This window comes from Terriglobia bacterium, from assembly GCA_020073185.1.
GTDB lineage: Bacteria > Acidobacteriota > Terriglobia > Terriglobales > Acidobacteriaceae > JAIQGF01.
Map to the genome: position 1 here is coordinate 26460 of JAIQFT010000012.1, position 18229 is coordinate 44688.

14 protein-coding genes are annotated in these 18229 nt (G+C 62.8%); 8 read left to right on the top strand and 6 right to left on the bottom strand.

Features of this window, described 5'->3' with window-relative positions:
- Window positions 1–64: 64 nt before the first annotated feature.
- The 6 genes from LAN64_05925 to LAN64_05950 all read left to right on the top strand — a co-directional run bounded on the left by LAN64_05925 (window position 65) and on the right by LAN64_05950 (window position 9466).
- Window positions 65–2380 (top strand): hypothetical protein, encoded by a 2316-nt coding sequence (locus LAN64_05925; GenBank protein ID MBZ5567374.1) that lies wholly within the window; start codon window positions 65–67, stop codon window positions 2378–2380.
- Between the two features lie 60 nt (window positions 2381–2440).
- Entirely contained in the window at window positions 2441–3019 is a 579-nt protein-coding gene (locus LAN64_05930; protein ID MBZ5567375.1) for an isoprenylcysteine carboxylmethyltransferase family protein, read from the top strand.
- A gap of 113 nt (window positions 3020–3132) precedes the next feature.
- Window positions 3133–4584: a hypothetical protein gene (locus tag LAN64_05935; protein ID MBZ5567376.1), complete on the top strand. Its 1452-nt coding sequence runs from the start codon at window positions 3133–3135 to the stop codon at window positions 4582–4584.
- Between the two features lie 85 nt (window positions 4585–4669).
- The gene (locus tag LAN64_05940; protein ID MBZ5567377.1) at window positions 4670–6031 is read left to right on the top strand and encodes an FtsX-like permease family protein; all 1362 of its coding nucleotides are present in this window, start codon (window positions 4670–4672) and stop codon (window positions 6029–6031) included.
- 160 nt (window positions 6032–6191) lie between these two features.
- The gene (locus LAN64_05945) at window positions 6192–6899 is read left to right on the top strand and encodes an ABC transporter ATP-binding protein (GenBank protein MBZ5567378.1); all 708 of its coding nucleotides are present in this window, start codon (window positions 6192–6194) and stop codon (window positions 6897–6899) included.
- Between the two features lie 122 nt (window positions 6900–7021).
- A complete protein-coding gene (locus LAN64_05950; GenBank protein MBZ5567379.1) occupies window positions 7022–9466 on the top strand; it encodes an ATP-dependent Clp protease ATP-binding subunit in 2445 nt (814 codons plus the stop codon).
- A 217-nt stretch (window positions 9467–9683) separates the two neighbouring features.
- Here the strand turns inward: LAN64_05950 and LAN64_05955 are convergent, their stop codons facing one another.
- Window positions 9684–10646: an AraC family transcriptional regulator gene (locus LAN64_05955; protein MBZ5567380.1), complete on the bottom strand. Its 963-nt coding sequence runs from the start codon at window positions 10644–10646 to the stop codon at window positions 9684–9686.
- 201 nt (window positions 10647–10847) lie between these two features.
- Between LAN64_05955 and LAN64_05960 the strand changes: the two genes are divergently transcribed.
- On the top strand, window positions 10848–11618 hold the full coding sequence (locus LAN64_05960; protein MBZ5567381.1) for an isoprenylcysteine carboxylmethyltransferase family protein: 771 nt from the start codon (window positions 10848–10850) through the stop codon (window positions 11616–11618).
- Window positions 11619–11935: 317 nt separating this feature from the next.
- On the opposite strand, the gene LAN64_05965 is transcribed toward LAN64_05960, so the two are convergent.
- The 3 genes from LAN64_05965 to LAN64_05975 all read right to left on the bottom strand — a co-directional run bounded on the left by LAN64_05965 (window position 11936) and on the right by LAN64_05975 (window position 14698).
- Window positions 11936–12211, bottom strand: a complete 276-nt coding sequence (locus tag LAN64_05965) for a glutaredoxin family protein (GenBank protein ID MBZ5567382.1) — start codon at window positions 12209–12211, stop codon at window positions 11936–11938.
- 120 nt (window positions 12212–12331) lie between these two features.
- On the bottom strand, window positions 12332–14215 hold the full coding sequence (locus LAN64_05970; protein MBZ5567383.1) for a chloride channel protein: 1884 nt from the start codon (window positions 14213–14215) through the stop codon (window positions 12332–12334).
- Window positions 14216–14230: 15 nt separating this feature from the next.
- Window positions 14231–14698: a MarR family transcriptional regulator gene (locus LAN64_05975; GenBank protein MBZ5567384.1), complete on the bottom strand. Its 468-nt coding sequence runs from the start codon at window positions 14696–14698 to the stop codon at window positions 14231–14233.
- A 359-nt stretch (window positions 14699–15057) separates the two neighbouring features.
- Between LAN64_05975 and purB the strand changes: the two genes are divergently transcribed.
- Entirely contained in the window at window positions 15058–16377 is a 1320-nt protein-coding gene (gene purB / locus LAN64_05980) for an adenylosuccinate lyase (protein ID MBZ5567385.1), read from the top strand.
- 59 nt (window positions 16378–16436) lie between these two features.
- Here purB and LAN64_05985 read toward each other — a convergent pair whose 3' ends face one another.
- Both LAN64_05985 and ychF read right to left on the bottom strand, forming a co-directional pair.
- Complete coding sequence (locus LAN64_05985) at window positions 16437–17021, bottom strand: GNAT family N-acetyltransferase (protein MBZ5567386.1); 585 nt, start codon at window positions 17019–17021, stop codon at window positions 16437–16439.
- A 90-nt stretch (window positions 17022–17111) separates the two neighbouring features.
- Window positions 17112–18221: a redox-regulated ATPase YchF gene (gene ychF / locus LAN64_05990; protein MBZ5567387.1), complete on the bottom strand. Its 1110-nt coding sequence runs from the start codon at window positions 18219–18221 to the stop codon at window positions 17112–17114.
- Between the last annotated feature and the right edge of the window lie 8 nt (window positions 18222–18229).

The window sequence follows — 18229 nt, forward strand, 5'->3', positions numbered from 1 at the left end:
CCGCCAGCCTCCGACCGCTGCCTGCTGTGGTACGCTGTTGTTAATTCCCCTCTTAGGATTCTTAATGCGAAAGCTGTTCTTGCTGGTTGTTCTGCTTATCCTCTCTATCCTTGCCCTCGCCGAAGGTACCCGCATCTGGGAACAGAGCAAGTTCGAGGAACTGGAGAAGGGCACGGCCAAGGGCGTCGCCATCCGCAGTGAGGGCGGGCTGGAGCTGGCGCCTTCGCTGAAACCCGCCTACACCACGCCTTCCACCTACATCTGGGCCATCGCCGGCGACGCGCGGGGAAACATCTATGCCGCGGCCGGAGCGCCGGCGCGCGTGTATCGCGTCACGCCTTCGGGCCAGACCAGCATCATTTTCCAGCCCCAGGAATTGCAGGTGCAGGCGCTGGTGGTGGACGCCAGTGGCGCCATCTACGCCGCCACTTCGCCCGACGGCAAGGTGTACAAGATGGTTCGCGGCGCCGTGCCCGCGTCGCCACCGAAGCCGGAAGCGGGCGCATCCGGTTCCCAGCAACAGGACAAAGCCAAGGTCCCCGTGGACGCCAGCTATACCGCGTCGGTCTTTTTCGATCCCCAAACGAAGTACATCTGGGACCTCGCCGAGGACGCGCAAGGGCGCATCTACGTCGCCACCGGCGACCAGGGCGAAATTTTCCGTGTGGAAAAGAATGGCGAACACGCGCTGTTCTTCAAGAGCGACGAAGCGCACATCCGCGCCCTCGCCTTCGATCCGCAGGGCAACCTGATCGCCGGCTCCGACGGCAGCGGACTGGTGTACCGCATCTCGCCCGCCGGCGATGCGTTTGTACTGTACAGCGCGCCGAAGAAGGAGATTACCGCACTCGCCATCGACAAGGCCGGTAACATTTATGCTGCGGGCGTGGGCGAGAAGCGCGCCGCAACCGCGCCGACCGCGGTGCAGCCAGTCCTCTCGCCGGCGCCGACGATAACCGTCACCACTGGCCCCACCGCCGGAGCCATTCACCAGGCCGTGCCGCAACCGGTGCCCATGAACATTCCGTTCCCGGCCTTCGCCGCTACCGGCGGTTCCGAAATCTATCAGATCGCGCCTGACGGCTCGCCACGCCGCATCTGGAGTTCGCGCGAGGACGTGGTTTACTCCCTCGCCTTCGATCAGCGCGGGCAGTTGCTTGCCGGCACCGGCAACAAGGGGCGCGTGTACGTCATCCGCGACGCGGGCAGCTTTACCGACCTGGTGAAAGCCAGTGCCACCCAGGTGACCGCGCTGGCGCAGGCGCCCGATGGCGGAGTGTACGCGGCCACCAGCAATCTCGGAAAGATTTTCACGCTGGGCGCCGTGCCTGATTCCGACGGCACTTACGAGAGCGACGTCTTCGACGGCCACATCTTCTCGCGCTGGGGGCGTGCCGAAGTGCGCGGCAGCGGCGCCTTCGACCTGTACGCGCGCAGCGGCAACGTGGACAATCCTGACCGCAACTGGAGCCCATGGAAGAAAATTGATTTCGCCAAAGGCGGCGAACTCGATGTGCCGCCGGCCCGCTTCGTGCAATGGAAGGCCGTGTTGCATCCCGGCACGCCGAGCCCAACCATCAACAGCGTGCTCGTCAACTACCTGCCCAAGAACGTCGCCCCGGTCATTGAGGACGTGTACGTGCAATCGGGCGCCCGCTTCCAGACCATGCCCAAGCCGACGCTCGAAAACGTCACCGTGGGCGGCAACGTTCCCACGCCGCGGTTTGAAGCCCCCACTCCCGCCGTGCGCGACCGCGAGTCCATCGCCGTGCGCTGGACCGCTCACGATGACAACGATGACGAACTGGTCTATTCCGTCTACTATCGCGGCGACGGCGAAAACCAGTGGAAGCTGCTGAAGGACAACATTAGCGAGAAGGTCTATTCCTTTGACGCTTCGCTGCTGCCCGACGGCGGCTATACCATTCGCATCGTCGCTTCCGACGCGCCTTCGCACTCTCCTGACGAAGCGCTGACCGCAGCCAAGGAGAGCCCGCGGTTTGAGATTGACACCACGCCGCCGCAGGTGGTGGACCTGAATGCCGCGCGCGAGAGCAGCGCGCTGCACATCACCTTTCGTGCCCTGGACGGCTTCTCGCCGATCAAGCGCGCCGAGTACTCGATTGACGCCGGCGAGTGGCAGTACCTCGAGCCGGTCGGGCATCTGTCGGACTACCGCGTGGAGAACTACGATTTCCTCGCCGCACTGGCGGGCGAGTCGGCAAGGACTCCCGAAGTCGCCGCTGCTCCGGCACGCCAGGTACCCAGCCGCACGCCGGCCGGCGGCGGAATGCCCGCGCGAGAGCACGTGGTCGTGGTGCGCGTCTTCGACCGCTTCGAGAACATGGGTTCGGCAAAATTCGTGGTGCGGGGACGGTAGCGCTTCCCACGGCCCCAGGCAGTCTCCCGATCATCGTCATGCCTGAAGCCTGAAGCCTGAATGCAAATGCGCGCCCTCTGCACCGTCGCCTGGATGATCTCAATCATCTACGCAACCATTCCTTGCTACTGGCTGCTGGTCCATCCGCACATTGACTTCTGGCGCGCGCGCAAGGTGCGCCTCAGCATGGTCGGGCCGCTGTGGATCACGCTCTGGATCATCGTTGCCGCAATCACTTGGCGGTGGCGCACGCTTGCGCTGTATGCCACGCCGTGGACCTGGATTCCCGCCGCCGCCCTGATCCTCACCGGCTTTGGGATCTACACCCTGGCGCGTCGCGACTTCACCACCGACCAGGTCCTGGGCCGCTCCGAACTTGAGCCGGACAGGCACGAACAGCGCCTCAATGCCAGCGGCATCCGCGCTCGCGTGCGCCATCCCTACTACCTCGGGCACTTGTGCGAGTTGCTCGGCTGGACGATTGGCTCCGGGCTGGTCGTGCTGTACGCGCTGAACGCGTTCGCCATGATCAGCGGCGCTTTCATGATCGCCGCCGAGGAGCGCGAACTGGAAGCCCGCTTCGGCGATCAATATCGCGATTACAAAGCGCGCGTGCCCGCCATTCTGCCCCGACTCTAGTCCGCAGCATGCAGCCACCCAAGACCACGCCATTGCGCATGGACATCGACGTCACCTCCGTTGTGCAGCCCGCAAATTTCTGACCGTGATATGGTACGCGTACTTTACCGCGCATGTCCCAAGCCCCCCAGGAACGCGCGATGACCGCGTCGCAGGAACGCCGACTCCCAGCCGTTTCCTTGGTGTTCGCGCTGCTGGCGCTGGCCTTGGCACTGCGCGTCGGCCTGGCGCTGGCCTGGCCCACGCTCGACTGGCCGGATGAAATCTTCCAGACTACCGAACCCGCGCATCGCCTCGCCTTTGGCTACGGCGTGGTGACCTGGGAGTGGCGTGACGGCGTGCGCAACTGGGCGCTGCCCGGATTCTTCGCCGTTGTCATGCGTCTGACCGCGTGGATGGCGGCGGGCTCGGCTGGCTACCTGCACGCGATTACCGTCTTGCTCGCGATGGTCTCACTGAGCGTGCTGTGGGTCGCCTGCCGCTGGGGCACGCGGCTTTTCGGCGCGCACGCGGGCATCGCCGCCGCTGCTACTTGCGCGCTCTGGTACGACCTCATTTATTACGCTCCCAAGCCGCTCTACGAAGTCATCGCCGCCCACCTGCTGGTCGCCGGCTTATATCTGGGATCCTGGAGCGACCGCCTCTCGCGCCCGGCGCGCCTGCTGGCAGCGGGAATCCTGCTCGGCATCGCGGTCGGACTGCGCGTGCAACTGGCGCCCGCAGTGCTGGTTGCGCTCATCTTCATTTGCCATCGCCTCCCGCGACGCCAATGCGCCTCGCTCCTGCTCAGCGCCGCGCTCACGATTCTCGCCTTCGGGCTGCTGGACGCCGTCACCTGGTCGCGTCCCTTTGTCTCCTACTACCGTCTTGCGCAGGTGAATGTGCTGGCAGGCAAAGCCGCGCGCTACGGTGTCGCCTCCTGGGACTGGTATTTCGGCCAACTGGTGCTGCGCGTCGGATGGCTGCTGCCGTTTTCTCTGCTGGGCGCGCGCCGCAGCTCCATGCTTGCCGCTGTCGCTGCCACCGTGCTCGCCACGCACAGCGCCATCGCCCACAAGGAATACCGGTTCGTTTACCCGGCGGTGGTCGTGCTCGTCTTACTCGCCGCGCTCGGGATCGCGGAAGCCGTTGCCTGGTGGCAGCGCAGACGGCAGCGCGCCGGCTTGGCGGTCGCCATCGCCGCCATCGCGGTCATGGTCGTTTCCGTGCACACCTGGAACACAACCTATGTGGCATCGAAGTACGACGGCGCGCTGCCCGCCTTCGCCCGCCTCAGCCGCGAACCCGGCGTGTGCGGCGTTGGCCTGCGCGGATACTGGTTCTGGTCGGGCGGGTACACCTGGCTGCACCGCGACGTGCCCATCGTTCCGGTCACCACCGCCACCGACGCGGCCCTCAGCCCGGCATTCAACGTGCTGGTCACCACCGATACGCTGCCGGCGCGTCCTGCCGCCTTCCAACTCGATCGCTGCTTCGGACAAGCCTGCCTCTACCGGCGCTCCGGTGGCTGCACGCCCGATCCCGCCCACGAAATCAACGCCGTCCTGCGCGCCACCGGGCAATAATCGCTCTTGTTGCTCGCTACGCCGCATCATTTACCATGAAGTGCCTCGCTGAAAGCCGAGAGCTGATAGCTGACACCTTATTTTCATGTCCTTCGAGCTCTTCATCGCGTCGCGCTACCTGCGCGCCAAACGGCGCCAGGCCGTAATCGGCATCATCACCGGCATTTCCATCGCCGGCGTGATGGCGGGCGTGGCCTCGCTCATTATTGCGCTCGCTATCAACAACGGCTTCCGCCAGGACCTGCAAAACCGGCTGCTCGGTTCGACCTCGCACATCCAACTGCTGCGCGTGGAAAGCGACGGCATCCGCAACTGGCAATCGTTGTTGGAGCGGTTGAGCAAGGAACCGCACGTCGTTGCCGCCTCGCCCGCGATCTACGAACAGGTGCTGGTGTCGCGCGGGGCGCGGGCGAAAGGCGCGATTCTGAAGGGCATCCTGCCGGAATACGAACGCAAGGTCAGCGACATGCTGAAGAACGTGACCGTGGGCTCGGCGGCGCCGCTGGAACCGCAGCCTCCGTGCCCAGTCGTTCCAAACAGGAATGAAGTTGGAGTCGGCGCCGTCATTGACCGTATCGTTCCGCAGTCCGCAGCGGATTGCCAAAAACCGAGCACGGCCGGAACGGTGCCGGATGCGCTTAATCGCAGTGCATCGTTCCCGCCCGTCGTTCTCGGCAAGGACATGGCCGACGACCTCGGCGCCAGCGTCGGCTCGGTAGTCATGGTCATCAGCCCGCAAGGCGAGCTTACGCCCTTCGGCCTGGTGCCCAAGTACGCGCGTTTCAAGGTGGTCGGAATCTTCAACTCCGGCTTCTACGATTACGACAGCTCCTGGGCGTTCATTCGCCTCGCCGACGCCCAGCAACTCTTCGGCCTCGGCGACCTGGTGTCGGTAATCGAGTTCAAGATCGCCGACATTTACCAAGCTGGCCAAGTCGGCACAGAGCTTCAGCACGCTGCCGGACCCGGCTTCATGGCTACCAACTGGATGGAGCAGAACCGCGCTCTGTTTCGCGCCCTGCGCCTGGAACGCGTGGTCACGTTCATCACTATCGGGCTCATCGTCTTCGTCGCCGCGCTCAACATCCTCATCTCGCTCATCATGATGGTAATGGAGAAAACGCGCGACATTGCCGTGCTGATATCGATGGGGGCGAAGAAACGGCAGGTGCGGCGCATATTCATTGCCCAAGGCGTGCTGATCGGGATTATCGGCACTGCGCTCGGGCTGGTGCTCGGATATGCGCTTTCCTGGGCCGGCGGTCACTACCACTTCATCTCGCTGTCGCCCGAGGTGTACTCGATTGATTACGTCCCCTTCGCCCCGCGCGCGATTGACGGCGTATGGGTGTCGCTGGTCGCCATCGGAGTCTCATTCGTCGCCACCATTTACCCCTCGTGGTCGGCGTCGTCCATACTCCCTGCCGAGGCGTTGCGTTATGAGTAGAAAGTGTTCGCCGGGGCGTACCCGGGATCAGCACCAACGTAACGGCCTGCGCGCGACCACCGCTTGCAGAGCTGTGTCATCATAGGATGCAGACCGGGTGGGGCTCCTCGGGCTCCGGGCAATGGGAACTTTGCACCGTAGGAGAAAGGGCCTGCATCCAATGGACAAGTCCGAGATTCTGCGGGTCAATAACCTCAAAAAGGTGTTTCGCTCCGGCAGTTCGGACTTGGTGCTCTTTGACAATTTGTTCTTCCGGGTGCAGACGGGAGAGATGCTGGCCATCGTGGGACAGTCGGGGGCGGGTAAATCTACCCTATTGCACATTCTCGGAGCGCTTGATAGCGCTTCCGGAGGTGACGTATACTGCGCCCACGTAAAGCTGCAATCGCTCACCGGTGAAGCGGCAGCCGAGTTTCGCAACCGCGAGGTTGGATTTGTCTGGCAGTTTCATTATTTACTGCCGGAATTCAGTGCGCTAGACAACGTGGCCATGCCCCTGCTGGTCCGGGGCGTGAGAAGAAACGAAGCGGAAAAAGAAGCTGCAGCGTGGTTGCGCGAAGTGGGGTTAGAGGATCGCGCGCACCATCGTTCCGGCGAGCTTTCTGGGGGGGAGCAGCAACGAGTTGCCCTCGCCCGGGCTCTGGTCACGAGGCCGAAATTGCTTTTGGCGGACGAACCCACGGGCGACCTCGATAACCGGACTGCTGAGGCGGTTTTTGATTTGATCGCCAGGCTACATCGCGACTACGGTCTTACCTCTCTCATTGCCACCCACAACCTTGCGTTCGCGCGCCGTTGCAGCCGCGTCATGCGGCTGGAAGCGGGGCGGCTGGAGGAAGTTCCCCCGCAATCGTTGCCGGTGGCATGAAGGGTTTTTGTTTTTGGGCCCCTGCAAGGACGAGTTCCGCTTCCGTGTACGGCGCCGCAAGACGCCCCGCTCGCAGGCGGTTGGATGGGGTGAGAGGGTCTGAGGTCTTTCGGAGATAACCCATGTTTGAACGGTACACGGAAAAAGCCCGGCGCGTCATTTTCTTCGCCCGCTACGAGGCCAGCCAGTTCGGTTCTCCCTACATCGAAACCGAGCACCTGCTGCTCGGCCTGTTACGCGAAGACAAGGCCCTCACCAATCGTTTCTTGCGGTCGCATGCCTCGGTCGAATCCATCCGCAAGCAGATTGAAGGTCACACCACCATCCGGGAAAAGGTTTCGACCTCCGTAGACCTGCCCTTGTCCAACGAATGCAAGCGCGTGCTCGCCTACGCCGCCGAGGAGGCCGAGCGCCTCTCGCACAAGCACATCGGCACCGAGCACCTGCTGCTGGGCCTGCTCCGGGAAGAAAAGTGTTTTGCCGCCGAGATTCTGCACGAGCGCGGCCTGCGCCTTTCCACCATCCGGGAAGAGCTGGCGCGCAGCACGCAGGAAAAAGCGGCGCCGCAGCGCAACCGCGAGTCCTCGCTGCTCAGCGAGTTTTCGCGCGACCTTACGCAGGCCGCCATGGACAACCAGCTCGATCCGCTGGTCGGCCGCGAGCAGGAATTGGAGCGCGTGGTGCAGATTCTCTGCCGCCGCACCAAGAACAACCCCGTCCTGATCGGCGAACCCGGCGTGGGCAAGACCGCCATTGTCGAAGGACTGGCGCAGCGCATCGCCGACGGCGAAGTTCCGTCGTTCCTCTCCGACAAACGCATCCTCGCGCTCGATCTTTCGTTAATCGTTGCCGGAACCAAGTACCGCGGCCAGTTCGAAGAGCGGCTCAAGACCATCATGAAGGAGCTGATGGAGTCGCAGAACGCCATCATCTTCATTGACGAGCTGCACACGCTGGTGGGGGCGGGCTCGGCCGAAGGCTCGCTCGACGCCGCCAACATCCTCAAGCCGGCGCTGTCGCGCGGCGAGATTCAGTGCATCGGCGCCACCACCCCGGGCGAGTACCGCAAGTCCATCGAAAAGGACCGCTCTTTGGAGCGCCGCTTCCAGTCCGTCAAGGTGCCGCCGCCGAACGAGGACGACGCGGTCAAGATTCTCAACGGCATTAAAGACCGCTACGAGAAATTCCACGCGGTCAGCTACACCGACGAGGCTGTCGGCTTCGCCGTGTCGCACTCCAACCGCTACATCCCGGACCGCTTCCTGCCCGACAAGGCCATCGATCTCATCGACGAGGCGGGCGCGCGCGTCAAGCTGCGCCAGACCTCGCTGCCCGACGAGATCACCGAGGTGCAGAAGCGCATCAAGTTCATCGTCCACCGCATGGAGAACGCCATCGCGAACCACGAGTTCGAGAAGGCGCGCTTCTACTCGGACGAAGAGCGCAAGGAACGCGAGAACCTGCGCGCCCTGCGCGAGAAATACCATCTCGACGAGTCCTCCACCGGCGTTGTTGGCCGCGAGGACATTGAGGACGTGGTTTCCCGATGGACCGGCGTGCCCATCACCTCCATCAAGGAAGAGGAATCGCAGAAGCTGCTGCGCATCGAAGACGAACTGCACAAGCGCGTTATCTCACAGGAGAAGGCGATCTCGGCACTGGCGCGTGCCATTCGCCGCAGCCGTGCCGGACTGAAATCACCTAACCGGCCCATCGGCTCGTTCCTGTTCCTGGGGCCCACGGGCGTCGGCAAGACCGAAGTCGCCCGCACCCTGGCGCAGTTCATGTTCGGCAGCGAGAAGTCGCTGGTCCGCTTCGATATGTCGGAGTTCATGGAAAAGCACTCGGTCAGCAAGCTGATCGGCTCGCCTCCCGGATACGTGGGCTACGAAGAGGGCGGGCAGTTGACCGAGCGCGTCAAGCGCGCCCCTTACTCCGTCGTCCTGCTGGACGAAATCGAGAAGGCGCACCCGGACGTGTTCAACATCCTGTTGCAGGTGTTTGAAGACGGCCAGTTGACCGACGGCCTCGGCAACACGGTGGACTTCAAGAACGCGATCATCATCATGACCTCCAACATCGGCGCCCGCCACCTGCAGAAGCGCAAGGGGCTGGGCTTCGAAGCGGCCAGCGAGGATGCCGTTTCCAAGAACGTCGAGGACATGGTGCGCAACGAAGTGAAGCGCACCTTCAACCCCGAGTTCCTCAACCGCCTGGACGAGGTCATCCTGTTCAACTCGCTTAGCGAGCAGGACCTGATCGCCATCGTCGAACTGATGGTCACCCAGTTGAACCAGAACCTGGCACAGAAGTCGATCACCGTCACGGTGAACGAGGAAGCGCGCAAATGGATTCTGGACAAGACCCTGGTGGACCGCAGCTACGGCGCGCGTCCGCTCCGCCGGGCCCTGCAGAAGTACATCGAGGACCCGCTCAGCGAAGCGCTCATCCAGGGCTCGATCAACGTGCGCCCCGCCTTCCTCGAGGTCTACCTCGACGGCGACCGCCTCTTCTACCGCCAGGTCGGCGAGGAGAAACACGAAGGCGTGCTGCTGTACAGCAACTAGCTGTCAGACTGGCGGCTCTCAACTATCAGCCACCGGGCGACCGGTGGCCGATTTTTCTTTGATGGACAGTTGGTGGCGCTCGCCCTGTTAGTTGTGAGAAGGCGATCTATCCCCAGCTATCAGACTGGGTGTCGAGAGAAATGCTTTTTATTGCCAAGTATCGAAAGCGGGCAGTTGCTCGTGATATGGGAAAGAGGTTTATGGTTAAGCTGGGCTGCTAGCTAGCGATTCTCGCCTCGTTCCTGTAGCGCGCAGGAGGGTTGCCGAACTGGCGCTTGAAAGCGCGGTTAAAAGCCGGTTCCGAATCGTAGCCTACTTCGGATGCAATCTGGGCTACGCTGTAGCTCGTTGAACAAAGCATCTGCGCGCCCAGTTGCAGCCGCCAGCGCGTGAGATATGCAACCGGCGGTTCCCCGAGATACTGCCGAAACCGTTCCGCCAGCACGGATCGTGAGAGACCTGCTTCATTGGCGAGCTCCGCGATTGTCCACGGCGCCGCCGGCCGGCGATGCATCAAGGCGAGTACCTTCCCGACTTCCGGATCTCGCGCTCCTGCCAGCCACCCGGTTTGCCGCTCCGGCAGTTGAACGACGTAGCGCCGTAAGGTTTCCACGAACAATGTCTCGCAGAGCTTCGCTAGAACAGCCCCACCTCCCGCGCCTGTCACGCTTGCGGCCGCGATGGAGTAGCGAATGGAGTTCTCCAGCCATTGCCCGGACTCGTCTTCGCGAATGTTCACCTTGAACACCGGGGGCAGTCCCGCCAGGAAGACCTTGCTGAGTCGTGGCTCGCAGACCATGAAGCCGCACACCAGCCGGGTAACCTCGCCTCCGCCGCCGATCCGCGAGAGCTTCAGGCGCTCGGAAAAAATCCGCTGCAGCTCGTCCTCGCTGTCCACGGTACGTAGCGCATGGCCGCTCTCTAAATAGTGCGTGTCGCCATGCGGGAAGATCACGATATCCCCGGCACTGAGCGCGACGCGCTTGTCCTCCAGTTGGGCGTAGGCCTTGCCTTCAATCAGCAGGTGGTAAACGATGACGTGCCCGTCGGGGTGGTTGATATAAGGCGCCAGCTTGCAGGATTGCGGCGATCGAATCCTCCACGGCGCCGAGAACTCCGCGTTGAAGAAAAACGCGCTCTCCAGCTTTACGACTTTCAGCACTTCCGAAAGGACGTCCATAATCGCCGCCAACAGACTCTCAGCAAACCCTGCCGGACGAATGGGCAAGCTCTCTTCGTCTTACTGATGCCCAGACAAGAATCTAAGACTCACAATCAAGCGCCCCCCGCGACTTCTGCCCCATAGTCCAATCCAACAATGCAGCGAGCTGTAATCCCCTTAGCAGCCGCTGCCGTGCTTTAGAAATGAGGATGGCCCATGATGAAACGACTATTAGCCTTTGTCTACGGGGTGGCGTGCTACCTCGTTTTTCTCGCGACCTTCGTTTACGCGATCGGGTTTATCGGCAACTTGTACGTGCCGAATTCGCTCGACTCGGCCGCCGTGACGCCCCTGGGACGGGCGCTGATCATCAACTCCGCGCTGCTGATGCTGTTCGCGCTGCAACACAGCATCATGGCGCGGAAGTGGTTCAAGGATGCGTGGACGCGGATCGTGCCGCCGCCGGTGGAGCGCAGCACCTACGTGCTCTTCAGCAGCCTGGCGTTGATGCTGATGTTCGCATTCTGGCAGCCCATGGGAATCGTGCTGTGGAAGGTGAGCTCGCCTGTGCTCAGCAGCCTGATTACCGGCATCTTCGCGCTGGGTTGGGGTTTGGTGTTCGTCTCTACGTTGCTCATCAACCATTTCGACCTGTTCGGGGTGCGCCAGGTGTGGCTGTATCTGCAGAAGCGGCCGTACACCCAACTGGTGTTTCGGACGCCGCTTTTCTACCGATATATCCGGCATCCGCTTTACCTGGGTTGGCTGATGGTGTTCTGGGCAACACCGACGATGACGGCAGCGCACCTGCTGTTCGCGGTGGCGACCACGGGGTACATCCTGGTGGCGATTCAGTTCGAGGAGCGCGACCTGATCCGGATCCACGGCGCCCGCTACGAACAATATCGCCTCGAGGTGCCGATGATCCTGCCGGTCGGGGGCGCGCGCGTGGCGCCGACGCGGCGAGCAGACGCCGCCTATGGCGATTAACGACTAAGGAGGGTCTGATCAACTCCGGTTCTTGAAGGGGACGGCCTTCAGGCCGCCCGTAAATGCCGCAGAAATAGCACGGCTTTAGCCGCTGAGGGACTGACGACGTGCTTGATCAGAGTTTCCACTAAGAACCCTCGGGGCTATGCATTGCGCTGAGGGCCTCTTTCCGTTCGGTAGGATTATTGTGTCTTCTGAGGGCTTCAATCGAAATGCCCAGCGTGTCGCCGGCGGAATCTTGGGTCCCAGCGCCGCACTGCGGAATTGCCGAATTGTGTTGAACGACAATTCCGCAGTTCCGCATTTCCGCAATGTAATCAGTCGTTGGCGGCGGCGGGATCGTCGTCGATGCCGAGCAGTTGGCTCATTTCCTCGTAGAGGAAACCTTCGCCGGCACGGTAGGGCTGGACCCAGGTGCCGTTGATGACGAACTGCGGGATGGAGCGTTGGCCGGTGCGGGCGAGGATCTCCTGCGCCGCGCCGGGCGTCTCTTCGATATCAATTTCTTTGTACGGGATGTTGTGCTTGGCAAGAAATCGTTTGGCAATGCGGCAGTCTGGGCACCAACTGGATGAGTAAACGATGAGTTCCATTTCTTCTATAAGTCCTCACATGCTGGGAGGACGGGCCTTAGCCCGCTCTCCTAGGTAGATGATCCAGGGCGGGATCGGACGCAGAAAAACGCAACCCGCAAGGTACGTTTCTGCCCGTTCTTATCTTCGCGAGAGGCGCCCAATCCAGCCGGGCTCGCGGACGTATTCTTCCTGCAGGCGCTTGAGACGGGCGGCCATGATCCCGGAGCGGCCAAGATAGCCGATGATCTGGGTTGAGTCCTTGCGGCTGACTACCGGCAGGCGTCCTACGTTGTGGTGCAGCATCTTCTCCGCCGCGCTGGACAGCAGTTCATCCGGATACGTCACGATCAGGCTTTTACTGCCGGCCTCGCGGACGGTCATCGCGCCGGCGGGATCCTGCTCCAGCGCCCGCATAATGTCACCCCGCGTGACGATGCCGGTCAACCGGGCCGTACCGTCCACCAGCGGCCACGCCGCGTGATTCACCAGGTGGGGATCGTGCGACGCCAGCCGCTGCGCCAGGTCGCCGACCGTCGTGGTCCCAGGAATGGTGGAGACATCGCTGGACATGGTTTCCGAAACCTGCACCTGCTGCAGCACGTCCGGCTCGTAATCCTGGTGGATGTGCAGGCCGCGGCGCGCCAGCTTCTCCGTCATGATCGAGGTCGAGGTGAAGAACATGGCAATGCCGTCGGCGATGACGCACACCAGCATCAGCGGCAGCACGGCATTGTAGTCGCGGGTAATTTCGAAGGCGAAGATGATGAAGGTGAACGTCGCCCGCGACGCTGCCCCGAACACCGCGCCCATGGCGACCAGCGCGAATGCGCCCGGCGCAAGGTGCGTGCCCAAACCGTAGTTCAGCCCCATGGCGAACGCGCCGCCCATGGCCGCGCTGGACATGAACATCGGCGCCAGCAAGCCGCCCGAAGTACCGGACCCGAGCGAAATCACCAGCGCCAGCGCCTTGAACACCATGACGAGGAGGAGCAATTTCAGCGCGAGCTGGTTGTTCAGAATGGCGGTAATGGTGTCGTAGCCGACGCCGAGCACGCGCGGCACGAAGTAGCCGATGATGCCCAGCCCGAACGCGCCGATCGCCGGCCACCACATCTTGTCCAGCGGGAGCTTGTCGAACTGATCTTCCACCCAGTAAAGCAATTTGCTGAACCCGACGGCGGCCAGGCCGCACAGCAGCCCGAGCAGCACGTACCAGGGCAGCGCCGTGGGCACGCCGAAATCTACCGCCGAGACCTTGAACATCTGCCCAGGACCCATCAGCTCGATGTGCACGCTGGTGGCAATGGTCGAGGCGATGACCAGCGGGATAAACGAGCGCGACTTGAATTCGAACAGCAGCAGCTCGATCGCCAATACCACGGCGGCGATGGGCGTGTTGAAGGTCGCCGCCATGCCGGCTCCGGCGCCGCAGGCGAGCAGCACTTTGCGCTCGGCGGCCGTCATGTGAAAGAGCTGGCCGACCAGCGAGCCGACCGAGCCCCCAGTCTGGATGATCGGACCTTCCGCGCCGAACGGGCCGCCCGTGCCGATGGCGATGGCGGCGGAGATCGGCTTCAGAATCGCGACCTTGGGCTCGATCTTGCTGCGGCTGATCAGCACGGCTTCCATCGCTTCGGGAATTCCGTGGCCGCGGATCTTGGGCGAACCGTACTTCGCCATCACCCCCACGATCACGCCGCCGACGACTGGTATGACGATGATCCACAGGCCCAGGGTGGTCGCCCCGGGGCTGCGAAAGCGGAACGAGAGCTGGTGGTAGAACGCCAGGTTAGTGAACAGCCCGATGAGGTTGTAGAGCGCGTAGGCGATCAAGCCGGCGCCGGCGCCGATGGCGGCCGCCAGGAATGACACCAGCAGCATGCGGAACTTGACCGCCGTAGGAACGGGGCCTTCGACCAGACCGGCTACGCTGGCGGCGCGCGCGGGAGAACCGTTGTCGTTGGGCTGGGGAAATGGAAGCGTAGGGTCCGGCCCGGGAGAGCCGTCGATGGGTCCGGTCATCCTTGTATGTTCACCTCAACTGCGGTTTGCTTTGCTCCTGCCGGGTCGCGACCCGTTATCTGCCTGCGTGTCGCGTACCACTCTCTTGAGCGCGGCGACCAGGTCGGGCGCCATCTCGCGCAATTCCTCCCGGTGACGCAGCGCCATCTCCTGCAGCAGCTTGTCGCCGCGGGGTGTGAGCTCAAGCAAGACCTCGCGGCGGTCCGCCTCGCTGCGGCGGCGCCTGATAAGTCCGCGCCGCGCCAGCCGGTCCACCAGCTCCACCGTGCTGTGATGCTGGATCTGGAGCCGCTCGGCGATCTCGCCGACGCGGTGGCGGACGCTGTCGGGTATGCCTTTGAGCGCCAGCATGAGCTGGTACTGCTGCGGCTCGAGGCCGCCGGCACGCGCCGTCTCTTCGCTGAAACGGAGGAACCGGCGGATCTGGTAACGAAACTCCGCCAACGCCTTGTAGTTCGGTTGGAAGTTGCCGCGCGGGCTCATAAGCTCACCTTTCATCGTAACACGATATGATTTCAGATTTCGAGCGCCGGCCGCCCGATGGCCTCGATCCGTACCTGACCGGCGCAAAGCAAGCGCCAGAGGGCACATTTCGACATCGTAACCCGGGCCGTCGGAATGTGGCAAAGACCGAGCGCACCGCCCACGCCGGCGGGCCGCGAAGCCGCAAAATCTTAGCGCAAGTTGCGGGAAATTCAATCTCTTTACGATGTAATGGTCACCACCACTTTCGTGCACCTGCCCGAGGGCGAGTAAGTCCGGTCATACAGAACTAGGTCGCGCGGCCTGCTCCATTTAGAATGACGGGTTCGGCCATGCAGGCTGACCCCACAGGAGGCTGCTTGATCGCCCGTTACACGCGCCCGGAGATGGGCCGCATCTGGAGCGAAGAAAACAGGTTCCGCCAATGGCTGGCGGTGGAGCTTGCGGCCACCGAAACGCTGGCGGAGGCGGGCCTGGTCCCAGGGCAGGCGGCGCAGGCCATCCGCCAGAAGGCGGATTTCGACCTGGGACGAATCCACCAGATCGAAACCGAGGTCAAACACGACGTCATCGCGTTCACCACTGCGGTCGCGGAAAAGATCGGTCCGGAATCGCGCTGGCTGCACTTCGGGCTGACTTCGAACGATGTCGTGGACACGGCGCAGGCGCTGCAGGTCAAGGCGGCGTCGGAGATCATTCGTGAAGACTTGCAGCGGCTGCGCGATGTGCTGCGGCGGCGCGCCTTCGAGTTCAAGCACACGCCCATGGTGGGCCGAACCCACGGCATGCACGCCGAGCCCATCACCTTCGGCCTGAAGCTGGCGAACTGGTACGCCGAGATTGTGCGCGGCCGGGCGCGCTTCGAACGCGCCGCCGAGGAGATGAGGGTCGGGAAGTTTTCCGGGGCGGTGGGCACGTTTGCGCACCTGGACCCCGAACTGGAAGAGAAAATCTGTGCCCGCCTGGGCCTGGGGGCGGCCCCGATCTCGTCGCAAGTGATCCAGCGCGACCGCCACGCCAATTATCTGGCGACGCTGGCCGTGATTGCGTCGTCGCTGGACAAGATCGCGGTGGAGATTCGCCACCTGCAGCGCACCGAGGTGCGCGAGGCGGAGGAATACTTCAGCGCCAAGCAGAAAGGCTCATCGGCCATGCCCCACAAGCGCAACCCGGTGACTTGCGAACAGATCAGCGGGTTGGCGCGGGTGGTGAGGTCCAACGCGCAAGCGGCGCTGGAGAACGTGCCCCTGTGGCACGAGCGCGACATTTCCCATTCGTCGGTGGAGCGCATCATCCTGCCCGATTCCGCCATCCTCGCCGACTATCTGCTGGCGAAGACGGCGAACCTGATCGACACGCTGGTGGTTTATCCGGAGCGCATGAAGCGGAACCTGGAGAGCACCGGCGGGCTGGTGTTCAGCGGACAACTCCTGCTCGACCTGGTGGAAAGCGGCACGCTGACTCGCGAGGACGCCTACCGCATCGTGCAGCGCAACGCCATGCAGGCGTGGCAGAACGGCGAGAACTTCCGCGCGCTCATCGAAGCGGACCCGGAGATCGCGTCGCGGATTTCGCGCGAGCAGATCGAGCGCGCCTTCGACCTCCAGCGGCAGTTGCGCAATGTGGACAAGATTTTTGCGCGCGTGTTTGAAGAAAGAGAAGTCAGAAGTAAGAACTAAGAAGTCAGAAGTCAAGAAATTAGGAGTCAAGAGGTAATCAGGAAGCGTGCTGCGGCTTCTTACCTCTGACTTGTTCCCCTCCACTCCTTGCGCAAAATCGCATATATCTTCGCGTCACGCGGGCGGCCATGCAGGAAGATGTTCTGGCGCAGCACGCCTTCCAATTTCATTCCCACCTTTTCCATCACCCGCCAGGAACCGGTGTTCTCGACATCGCAGCGCGCCTCGATGCGATTCAAGCCCAGAGTGTTGAACCCGTAGGCGAGCATCGCGCCGACGGCTTCCGTCATTAGCCCTTGTCCCCAATACTTGCGCCCCACCGCGTAACCGATCTCGGCGCGCGCGTGTTGCGCCTGGACTTCGAACATCCCGCACGTGCCGATCACGACCTTATCCGCCAGGTGCTCCATGCCCCAGGCCGGAGGCAGGCCTTCGGCATAGCCCTTCAACGTGCGCTGCAGAAATTCGCGGGTGTCGTCCAGCGTGCGGTGGGGCTCCCAGAACACGTACGTTGTAACCTGGGGATCGGAGGCGTAGGCGAAGATGTCATCTGCATCTTCCCAGCGCAGCCGGCGCAACCCCAGCCGAGGCGTGCTCAGGTCGGGAAAGTTGTGGATTGTCTGTTGCAGCGCGGCCGCGTCCATAGGCGCAGCTTAGCACGCCTGTTTTCAGTACTTCAGTACCTCAGCGGAGGGTGCCCCACATCTGCCCGCAGTTGGCAGATGTGGGAAGCGCTAACCGCTGTGACGGATGTGCATCACGTCGCCATCCTTGACGACGTACTCCTTGCCCTCCAGCCGCAGCGTGCCGCGCGCGCGGGCATTGGCTTCGGAGCCGGCCTCCAGAAGCTGGTCCCAGTGCATGACCTCGGCGCGGATAAAGTGGTGCTCCAGGTCGGTGTGGATCACGCCGGCGGCATGGACTGCTTTCGTGCCGTTCTCGATCGTCCAGGCGCGGCATTCGTCTTCGCCGACGGTGAAAAAGGAAATCAAGCCGAGCAACTCGTAGGTTTTGCGGATCAAGCGCGTGAGGCCGCTCTCGCTCATGCCATAGCTGGCGAGGAACTCGGCGGCATCGGCGTCGCTCATCTCGGCGAGCTCCGCTTCCACCTTGCCGCAGATCGCGCTCGCGCCCGTGCTGCGGCGGGCGATCACATCCTGCAGGCTGAATTTGCCGACGGCCTGCTCCAGTTCGCGGCCAAGGTCCACGCTCTCCCCGATGTTGAGCACGTGCAGGATGGGCTTCTCGCTGAGAAACATAAAGCCGCGCACACGCTTCTTATCCTCGGGAGTCATTTCCAACTCGCGTAGCGGGCGCTCCTGCTCGAGGAAGGCCTGGCAGTGCTGGAGGAGATCGAATTCTTTTTCCAGGTCGGGCGTTTTCTGCTTTTTCAAGTCCTTCTGCAGGCGCTCCAGGCGCTTCTCCATCTGGCCGAGATCGTTGACCATGAGGTCGAAATCCACGTTCTGGATGTCGCGCAGCGGGTTGATTTCTCCGACGTGCGGGATGGCGGGATCCTCGAAGGCGCGAACCACGTGCGCGATGGCGTCCACCTGGCGAATGTTGGCGACGATGGCGTCGCTCAGCCCGGCGCCGGCCTTGGCTTCGGCTTTGGACGCGTGCGTCGGCATGGCGGCCACGTCCACGTACTCCACCGAGGCGTGCACCAGCTTGCGCGGGTTGTAAAGTGCGGCGAGCCGGTCGAGGCGGTCGTCCGGCACCTTGGCCACGCCGACGTGCGCCTCACGTGGGTTGATGTGGGCAGGCGTGAGCGGCGCCTTGGTCAGGATCTTGAACAACGACGTTTTGCCTACCTGCGGCAGGCCGATGATGCCAGTCTTCATAAAGCAGC

Bases quoted from the DNA above. Each gene is read 5' to 3' on its own strand.
- LAN64_05925 (MBZ5567374.1), top strand. From the start codon at position 65: ATGCGAAAGCTGTTCTTGCTGGTTGTTCTGCTTATCCTCTCTATCCTT.
- LAN64_05930 (MBZ5567375.1), top strand. From the start codon at position 2,441: ATGCAAATGCGCGCCCTCTGCACCGTCGCCTGGATGATCTCAATCATC.
- LAN64_05935 (MBZ5567376.1), top strand. From the start codon at position 3,133: ATGTCCCAAGCCCCCCAGGAACGCGCGATGACCGCGTCGCAGGAACGC.
- LAN64_05940 (MBZ5567377.1), top strand. From the start codon at position 4,670: ATGTCCTTCGAGCTCTTCATCGCGTCGCGCTACCTGCGCGCCAAACGG.
- LAN64_05945 (MBZ5567378.1), top strand. From the start codon at position 6,192: ATGGACAAGTCCGAGATTCTGCGGGTCAATAACCTCAAAAAGGTGTTT.
- LAN64_05950 (MBZ5567379.1), top strand. From the start codon at position 7,022: ATGTTTGAACGGTACACGGAAAAAGCCCGGCGCGTCATTTTCTTCGCC.
- LAN64_05955 (MBZ5567380.1), bottom strand. From the start codon at position 10,646: ATGGACGTCCTTTCGGAAGTGCTGAAAGTCGTAAAGCTGGAGAGCGCG.
- LAN64_05960 (MBZ5567381.1), top strand. From the start codon at position 10,848: ATGAAACGACTATTAGCCTTTGTCTACGGGGTGGCGTGCTACCTCGTT.
- LAN64_05965 (MBZ5567382.1), bottom strand. From the start codon at position 12,211: ATGGAACTCATCGTTTACTCATCCAGTTGGTGCCCAGACTGCCGCATT.
- LAN64_05970 (MBZ5567383.1), bottom strand. From the start codon at position 14,215: ATGACCGGACCCATCGACGGCTCTCCCGGGCCGGACCCTACGCTTCCA.
- LAN64_05975 (MBZ5567384.1), bottom strand. From the start codon at position 14,698: ATGAGCCCGCGCGGCAACTTCCAACCGAACTACAAGGCGTTGGCGGAG.
- LAN64_05985 (MBZ5567386.1), bottom strand. From the start codon at position 17,021: ATGGACGCGGCCGCGCTGCAACAGACAATCCACAACTTTCCCGACCTG.
- ychF (MBZ5567387.1), bottom strand. From the start codon at position 18,221: ATGAAGACTGGCATCATCGGCCTGCCGCAGGTAGGCAAAACGTCGTTG.